This window comes from Streptomyces sp. NPDC006265, assembly GCF_040613555.1.
Taxonomy (GTDB): domain Bacteria; phylum Actinomycetota; class Actinomycetes; order Streptomycetales; family Streptomycetaceae; genus Streptomyces.
The window spans coordinates 1-6,931 of the sequence record NZ_JBEXSH010000473.1; the positions used below are offsets into that span (position 1 = coordinate 1).

The 6,931-nt window shown below is 70.4% G+C and carries 9 protein-coding genes; 2 read left to right on the plus strand and 7 right to left on the minus strand.

The window, feature by feature from the left end; translation table 11 throughout:
- The 6 genes from cbiE to ABZ281_RS30730 all read right to left on the minus strand — a co-directional run.
- On the minus strand, positions 1–987 hold a 987-nt coding region (cbiE, locus tag ABZ281_RS30705; RefSeq protein WP_356660739.1), incomplete at its 3' end, for a precorrin-6y C5,15-methyltransferase (decarboxylating) subunit CbiE.
- 145 nt (positions 988–1,132) lie between these two features.
- Complete coding sequence (locus ABZ281_RS30710; protein ID WP_356660741.1) at positions 1,133–1,765, minus strand: GNAT family N-acetyltransferase; 633 nt, start codon at positions 1,763–1,765, stop codon at positions 1,133–1,135.
- A 139-nt stretch (positions 1,766–1,904) separates the two neighbouring features.
- The gene (locus tag ABZ281_RS30715; RefSeq protein WP_356660743.1) at positions 1,905–2,723 is read right to left on the minus strand and encodes a MetQ/NlpA family ABC transporter substrate-binding protein; all 819 of its coding nucleotides are present in this window, start codon (positions 2,721–2,723) and stop codon (positions 1,905–1,907) included.
- A 121-nt stretch (positions 2,724–2,844) separates the two neighbouring features.
- Positions 2,845–3,552 carry a methionine ABC transporter permease gene (locus tag ABZ281_RS30720; protein WP_356660745.1) on the minus strand — a complete coding sequence of 236 codons (708 nt, stop codon included), beginning with the start codon at positions 3,550–3,552 and terminating at the stop codon, positions 2,845–2,847.
- Positions 3,549–4,583, minus strand: a complete 1,035-nt coding sequence (locus ABZ281_RS30725; RefSeq protein ID WP_356660747.1) for an ATP-binding cassette domain-containing protein — start codon at positions 4,581–4,583, stop codon at positions 3,549–3,551. Before ABZ281_RS30725 ends, ABZ281_RS30720 begins: the two co-directional genes overlap by 4 nt.
- 374 nt (positions 4,584–4,957) lie before the next feature.
- A complete protein-coding gene (locus ABZ281_RS30730) occupies positions 4,958–5,608 on the minus strand; it encodes an HAD family hydrolase (protein WP_356660749.1) in 651 nt (216 codons plus the stop codon).
- 69 nt (positions 5,609–5,677) lie between these two features.
- Between ABZ281_RS30730 and ABZ281_RS30735 the strand changes: the two genes are divergently transcribed.
- Together ABZ281_RS30735 and ABZ281_RS30740 are read left to right on the plus strand one after the other, a co-directional pair.
- Entirely contained in the window at positions 5,678–6,037 is a 360-nt protein-coding gene (locus ABZ281_RS30735; RefSeq protein ID WP_356660751.1) for a hypothetical protein, read from the plus strand.
- Positions 6,018–6,449 (plus strand): hypothetical protein, encoded by a 432-nt coding sequence (locus ABZ281_RS30740; RefSeq protein WP_356660753.1) that lies wholly within the window; start codon positions 6,018–6,020, stop codon positions 6,447–6,449. Before ABZ281_RS30735 ends, ABZ281_RS30740 begins: the two co-directional genes overlap by 20 nt.
- A 72-nt stretch (positions 6,450–6,521) precedes the next feature.
- Here the strand turns inward: ABZ281_RS30740 and ABZ281_RS30745 are convergent.
- The coding region (locus ABZ281_RS30745) for a GNAT family N-acetyltransferase (RefSeq protein ID WP_356660755.1) at positions 6,522–6,931 on the minus strand (410 nt) is incomplete at its 5' end.

The following is a 6,931-nucleotide window of genomic DNA, read 5'->3' on the forward strand; positions in this document are numbered from 1 at the left end:
GCCGACGCGGACGACGTCCGGTTCGGGGAGGTTCTCCAGGATGTGCGGGGCGGTGCCGTGCACGATCTGGAGTTGGACGCCCAGGCGGCGGGCGGCGGCGTCGGTGCGGGCGCAGGCGGTCAGAGCGCTGTCGACGGCGAGGACGGCGGCACCGGCGCGGGCGGCCTCGATGGCGAACGCGCCGCTGCCGCAGCCGATGTCCCACACGAGGTCGCCGACGCGGGGCCCGAGGTGGGCGAGTTGGGAGGCGCGCAGCAGCTGCGTCTCGCCCTCGCCGAGGTCCGCGCCGTACGCGTCGGCGGGCAGGGTCCAGCCGCGCGGTCCGGCGGAGGGGTCGCGGCCGGAGATCCAGCCCCCGGTCTCCCCCGCGGTGCCGGGCCCGGCCGGGCCGCCGAGGACGATGACGACGTTGGGGTCGCGCCAGGTGTGGTCGGCGGCCTTGTCGGAGGTGACGACGGAGACGCGTTCGCGGGCGGTGCCGAGTTCCTCGCAGATGACGAAGGAGCGGTGGACTCCTTCGAGGAGCAGGCCGAGTTCGGCGGGACCTGCGCCGGGTGAGGTGAGGACCGCCACCTTGGTGTGAGCGCGGCATACATTGACCGCGCGGCGCAGGGTGCGGGGGTGTGCGACGACCACCTGTGCGTCGTCCCAGGGCATACCGGCGCGGGCGAAGGCCGCTGCGACGGAGGAGACGGCGGGGACGACTTCCACCTCAAGGCCGAACTCGGGGGCGCGCAGGGTGCGTACGACGCCGAAGAAGCCGGGGTCGCCGTCGGCGAGCACGACGGCCGTGCCGCGGTGGGCGGCGATGCGGCGGGCGGCGAGGGCGACGCTGCCGAGGCGGATGCGCTCGGCCCCGGCGGGTACCTCGGGGAGCGCCAGGTGGTGGGCGGCACCGGCCACGAGCGTGGCGGCGCCCAGGGCGGCGCTCGCCGCGGCGGTCAGCGGCGAACCGTCCCAGCCGATCACCGTGACCCGGTCGGCCATCGTCGTCAGTCTCCAGGGGTTTTCGCAGGTCGTCTGCGTGGCGTGGTGGGGAGCAGCCCGGGGGCGGGCTCCGTGAGGGTACCCGGTGGAGATGTCGGAGGGGGCTTCGGTGTCGTCGTCGCCGTCGTCCTCCGGATGCTTCCGGTCAGTTCCAGTCGCCGAAGGACGTGAAGCCGTCGCGGAGCTGCTCGCCGACGCCTTCCAGGTCCTCGGGGAGCAGACTCCAGACGATGAAGTCGGTGCGTACGTCGGTCCATGTGCCGTCCTCGGCACGGGCCCGGGCTATACAGGCGTTGCGCAGCACGCCCTCGCTGATGCAGCCGATCTTCTGGGCGACCTGCTGGGAGGCGGTGTTGTCGGCCGCCGTGCGCAGTTCGATGCGCTCGAACTTCTGGTCCGTGAAGAGCCACTGGGCGGTGACGAGGGCGGCCTCGGAGGCGTAGCCCTCGCCGCGGGCCCACGGGGCGATGATGTACGACAGCTCGGTGGAGCGTACGTGCCAGTTGGTCTTGCCGAGCTGGATGACGCCGACCAGGCGCTGGGTGAGGAACTCGGTGACCGCGAAGTCGAGTCCGCGTCCCTCGGCGCGCTCGGTGGGGGCGTACTCGGTGATCCAGGTGCGGGCGCCGTCCTCCGTGAAGGGCTGGGGGACGGAGGTCCAGGCCGCCACCTGTTCGTCGTTCATCATCGCGGCCAGGGAGGCGACGTCGTCTTCGTCGAGGGGACGCAGCACCAACCGCTCCGTGCTGATGGAGATGTTGGGGAAGGTGCTCGTCATGCGCCGCTCCGTAACCTTCGGTGAACCTTCAGGGCATGCTGAACTGCCCAGCATGCAGCATGAAAGCACTGATCCGCACACGGGGCCCTTTCCACCGGGTGGGGGAAGGACCCCGTGTGCGCGGGTGCCGGGGGTGGGCTCAGAAGGAGGCGAGCACCGAGCCGGCGTACTTGTCCCGAATGAACTTCTTGACCTCGGGCGAGGTGAGGAGCTTCGCGAGCTTCTTCACGCGCGGGTCGTCCTCGTTGCCCTTCTTCACGGCGAGGAAGTTGCCGTAGGGGTTGTTCTTCGGCGACTCCAGGACGAGGGCGTCCCTGGAGGGCTTGAGGTCGGATTCGATGGCGTAGTTGCCGTTGACCACGGCGGCGTCCACGTCGTCGAGGGAGCGCGGGGTCTGGGCCGCCTCCAGCTCCTTGAACTTGATGTTCTTGGGGTTGTTGGTGATGTCGGAGGGGGTCGCCTCGTTGCCGACGCCCGCCTTGAGGGTGATGAGCCCGTGGGCGGCGAGGAGCTTGAGGGCGCGGGCCTCGTTGACCGTGTCGTTGGGGATGGCGACGGTCGCACCGCTCTTCAGGTCGTCGGTCTTCTTGACCTTGTGGGAGTAGAGGCCGAGCGGCTCCAGGTGGACCGTGACGACGGACACGATGTCGGTGCCGTTCTTCTTGTTGAAGTCGTCGAGGTACGGCTTGTTCTGGAAGTAGTTGGCGCCGACGGAGCCGTCCTGCGTCGCCGAGTTCGGCGTGACGTAGTCGGTGAACTCCTTGACCTGCAGGTCGAGGCCCTCCTTCTTCGCCAGGTTGTCCTTGACGAAGTTAAGGATCTCGGCGTGCGGGACGGGGCTGGCGGCGACGATCAAGGGTCCGTCGGTGCCGGAGCTGTCCGCGCCGCACGCGCTGAGCCCGAGGGTGAGGGCTCCGGCGGCGAGGACGGCGGTGGTGATCTTGGCGGTGTTACGCACGAAAAGTGCCTTTCCTTATGGCCTTGCGGGTGGTGCGACCCCTGGGATCAGGGGGGCGGCGGCGCGAAGCGCCGTCGTTGAGGGGTGGTGGGGTCGGGCAACGGGCGGGCGAACGGGGCGTTCAGGAAGCGGCTTTGAGCAGCCGCAGTTTGGGGGCGGGGCCCGAGTGGGCGCCGCGCCGGTGCAGGGAGCGGGCCGCGTAGTCGCCGGCGAACTGGATGACCGAGATGACGACGGCGAGGATCGCGACGGTGATCCACATCAGCTGGGTCTCGAAGCGCTGGTAGCCATACCGGATGGCGATGTCTCCGAGGCCTCCGGCGCCGACGGTGCCCGCCATGGCGGAGTAGCCGATGAGGGCCACGATCGTGGTGGTGGTGCTGGAGATCAGCGACGGCAGGGACTCGGGGACGAGGACCTTGCGGACGATGGTCCAGGTGTTGCCGCCCATGGACTGCACGGCCTCGACGAGCCCGTGGTCCACTTCGCGGACGGCCGTCTCGACCAGACGCGCGAAGAACGGGATGGCGCCGACGGCGAGCGGCACGATGGCCGCCTCGACGCCGATGGTCGTACCGGTGATCGAGCGGGTGAAGCCCATCAGCGCGACCATCAGGATGATGAACGGCAGGGAGCGGGCGATGTTCACGACCTGCCCGATGACCTTGTTGGCCGCGAGGTTCTGGAGCAGGCCGCCGCGGTCGGTCAGGACCAGCAGGACGCCGAGCGGCAGACCGCCGACGACGGCGATGAGCGTGGACCAGCCGACCATGCAGAGGGTGTCCCAACACGCCTGCTCCAGCAGGGGCTGCATCTCGGACCAGGTCATTTCGCACCTGCCTTCACCAGTTCGGACTCGTGGCCCAGGACGTCGATCTGGAGGCCCCGTTCACGCAGGAAGCCGATCGGTACGACGTTGTCCTCGTAGCGGCCGGGCAGTTCGATGCGCATCCGGCCGACCTGGAGGCCGCCGACGGTGTCGATGGCGGCGCCGAGGATCGATATGTCGATGTTGTAGGTGCGGGCGAGCTGCGAGATGACGGGCTGGGTGGCGCTCTCGCCCTGGAAGGTGACGTCGACGACGGTGCGCTCGTCACCGGAGGCCTCGCCGCCGAGCGGGAACAGCGCCGAGGCGAGTTCGGAGCCGGGGGTCGCGAGGAGCTCGCTGACCGTGCCCGACTCGACGATGCGCCCGTTCTCCATGAGCGCGGCCGAGTCGCAGACCGACTTCACGACGTCCATCTCGTGGGTGATGAGCAGGACGGTCAGGCCGAGTTGCCGGTTGAGGTCGCGCAGCAGCGCCAGGATCGAGCGGGTGGTCTCGGGGTCGAGGGCGCTGGTGGCCTCGTCGGACAGCAGCACCTTGGGGTCGCCGGCGAGGGCGCGGGCGATGCCGACGCGCTGCTTCTGACCGCCGGAGAGCTGCGCGGGGTAGGACGTGGCCTTGTCGGCGAGGCCGACCAGGTCGAGCAGCTCCAGCGCCTTGCGGGAGCGTTCCTGCCCGGACTTCCCGAGGATCTCCAGGGGCAGCTCGACGTTGTCCTGGACGGTCCGGGAGGACAGCAGGTTGAAGTGCTGGAAGACCATGCCGATACGGCTGCGCGCCCGGCGCAGTTCCCTTCCGGCGCGCGGGCCGCGGCCGGCCAGGGCGGTGAGGTCCTGCCCGGCGACGGTCACGGTGCCGGAGGTGGGACGTTCCAGCAGGTTGACGCAGCGGATGAGCGAGGACTTGCCGGCGCCGGACTGGCCGATGACGCCGTACACCTCGCCTTCGCGGACGTGCAGGTCGACGCCGTCCAGGGCGGTGACCTCGCGGCCGCGTGCACGGTAGACCTTGGTCAGGCCCGAGGTGGTGATCACTGGGATTCCGTCACTGTCGAGGGCGCGGGCGTGGGTGTGCCCGGGCACAGGTGCATTCGGTCAGGGACGCGACACGGTTCTCGCTGGGGAGTGGAACCGGGGAGAACATGTGCGCGGGGCGGCTTCGGGTCACGCAGGCTTCAGGGCGTGCGGACAGGCCGCGTCTCGCTTCGGGGCGCGAGCTCAGGGGTGGTGCAGGGGCCCTCTAGAAGGCGCACATTCGACACATACAACGAGCACCGGGCGGCATGGTCGCCTCGGTCGCGGGGATGCGGTCGCTCGTCGTGGTCATGTCGTCAGTAAAACATGCGTACGGTCCTGACCGGCCGTCCGCTGTCCGGATGCTGGACAGCGGTGGACGGCGCCGCGATCGGTCAGCCGCGCGGGGAGATCTCCACGCCCTGCTCGGTGACCAGTGCGGACAGGGCCGACAGGTTTTCGACGACCAGATCGGCGTGCAGTTCGTGGGCCTGGTGGGTTGTGGTCAATGCCACGGTGGTCATGCCGGCGGCGCGTCCGGCCGTCAGACCGGCGGGGGCGTCCTCGAAGACCACGCAGTGGGCGGGGTCGACGCCGAGCGCGCGGGCGGCGAGCAGGTACGGCTCGGGGTCGGGCTTGCCGCGCGTGATGTCGTCGGCGGCGACGAGGGTCTTGGGCAGGATGCCGACGGCGTCGAGCCGGGCCTCGGCCAGCCGCCGGGTGGCGGAGGTCACCACGGCCCAGCGCTCGGCGGGCAGCACATCGAGGAAGGCCCGGGTGCCCGGCAGCAGGTGCACCCCGCCGTTCGGTACGTCCTGCACCTCGAGGTCCTCGATCCGCGCGACGGCCTCCGGCACGACCTCGGCGGGCAGCAGGTCGGCGGCTATCTCGGCGGCCGGCCGGCCGTGCAGCTCGACCCGCGCGAACTCCTCGGCCGTGATTCCGTACTCCCCGGCCCACCGCGTCCAGCAGCGGTGCACCGAGGCGAGGGAGGAGACGAGGGTTCCGTCGTTGTCGAAGAGCAGGGCCTGGGCGTGGATCGTCATGCCCTCGACCCTACGGTGCAGGCCAGGGCCGCAGGCATCGGGCCTTTTCGGCCGTAATAAGGTCACAGCATGCTTGATGCCCTGACGCTGGTGACCGGCGTCGCCGCGCTGCTGCTCGCCGCCTGGTGCGGCTGGGCGGCCTACCGCGACCAGCCGACGAAGGACTGGCACTTCATCGGAATGGCCGTGGTCACGCTGCTGTCGCTGATCCAGCTGGCGGTGGGGATCGTGCTGCTCGCGCAGGGCCAGAAGCCCGAGCAGGGCACGACGATCTTCGTGGCGTATCTGCTGGGGGCGTTCGCGTGCGTCCCGGCGGCCGGGTTCATGTCGCTGGCCGAGCGGACCCGGTGGGGTTCGGTGACGGTGGCCGCCGGCGGTGTCGTGCTGGCGGTGCTGGAGGTGCGTCTCTATGACATCTGGGGAGGCTGAGGTGAGCCGGCGCAGGCTGATCAGCGGTCCGGGCACGCTGCTGGTGTGGCTGTACGGCGTGATGGTCGTGGGGGCGGTGTCGCGGTCCGCGTATCAGATCGCGACGGAGTTCGACCGGGCACCGCTCGCGTACTCGCTGTCGGCGGTGGCCGGTGTCGTATACGGGTTCATCGCGTACACGCTGGTGCGGGGTGGGGAGACGGCACGGAGGGTCGCCCTGGCGTGCTGTGTCGCGGAGTTGGTGGGGGTGCTGACGGTGGGGACCTGGACCCTGGTCGAGCCGTCCGCCTTCCCGGACGCGACCGTGTGGTCGGACTTCGGGATGGGGTATCTCTTCATTCCCGTGATCTTGCCGGTGTCCGCCATCTACTGGCTGCGGGCTTCGCGTTCGCGCGACGGGGATGCCGCCTGAGGTTCGTCAGGCGGCCGCGGGCCGTCCGTGGCTCGTCGCGCAGTTCCCCGCGCCCCTGAAGAAGGCCGATCATCACGCCGTCGCCGCGTAGGTACTCGCCGGCTTCTCCAGGACGATCATCGGTACGCCGTCGGAGCCCTGGGAGGTGCCCACCGTCTCGTAGCCGACCTTGCGGTAGAGGCGGAGGTTGCCCTCGCTGCGGTGGCCCGTGTGGAGGCGGAAGCGGGTGGCCCCGTGCTGGCCGGCGAGGGCCGATTCGGCTGCCCCGAGGAGTCGGGCGCCGATGCCGTGGCCCTGGAGGCGGGGATGGACGCAGAGCTTGCCGATCGCGGCGGCGCCGTCCCCGGTGGCCGCGCCGCGGACCGAGCCGACGACCTCCTCACCGAGCCGGGCCACGAAGACGCAGTCGCGGGCGACCTCTTCGCGGACCGAGTCGAGGGTTTGGACGAGCGGGTCGATGCGGTAGTTCCCGTACAGCGCCG

Bases quoted from the DNA above. Each gene is read 5' to 3' on its own strand.
- ABZ281_RS30720 (WP_356660745.1), bottom strand. From the start codon at position 3,552: ATGACCTGGTCCGAGATGCAGCCCCTGCTGGAGCAGGCGTGTTGGGAC.
- ABZ281_RS30740 (WP_356660753.1), top strand. From the start codon at position 6,018: ATGACATCTGGGGAGGCTGAGGTGAGCCGGCGCAGGCTGATCAGCGGT.
- ABZ281_RS30730 (WP_356660749.1), bottom strand. From the start codon at position 5,608: ATGACGATCCACGCCCAGGCCCTGCTCTTCGACAACGACGGAACCCTC.
- ABZ281_RS30710 (WP_356660741.1), bottom strand. From the start codon at position 1,765: ATGACGAGCACCTTCCCCAACATCTCCATCAGCACGGAGCGGTTGGTG.
- ABZ281_RS30735 (WP_356660751.1), top strand. From the start codon at position 5,678: ATGCTTGATGCCCTGACGCTGGTGACCGGCGTCGCCGCGCTGCTGCTC.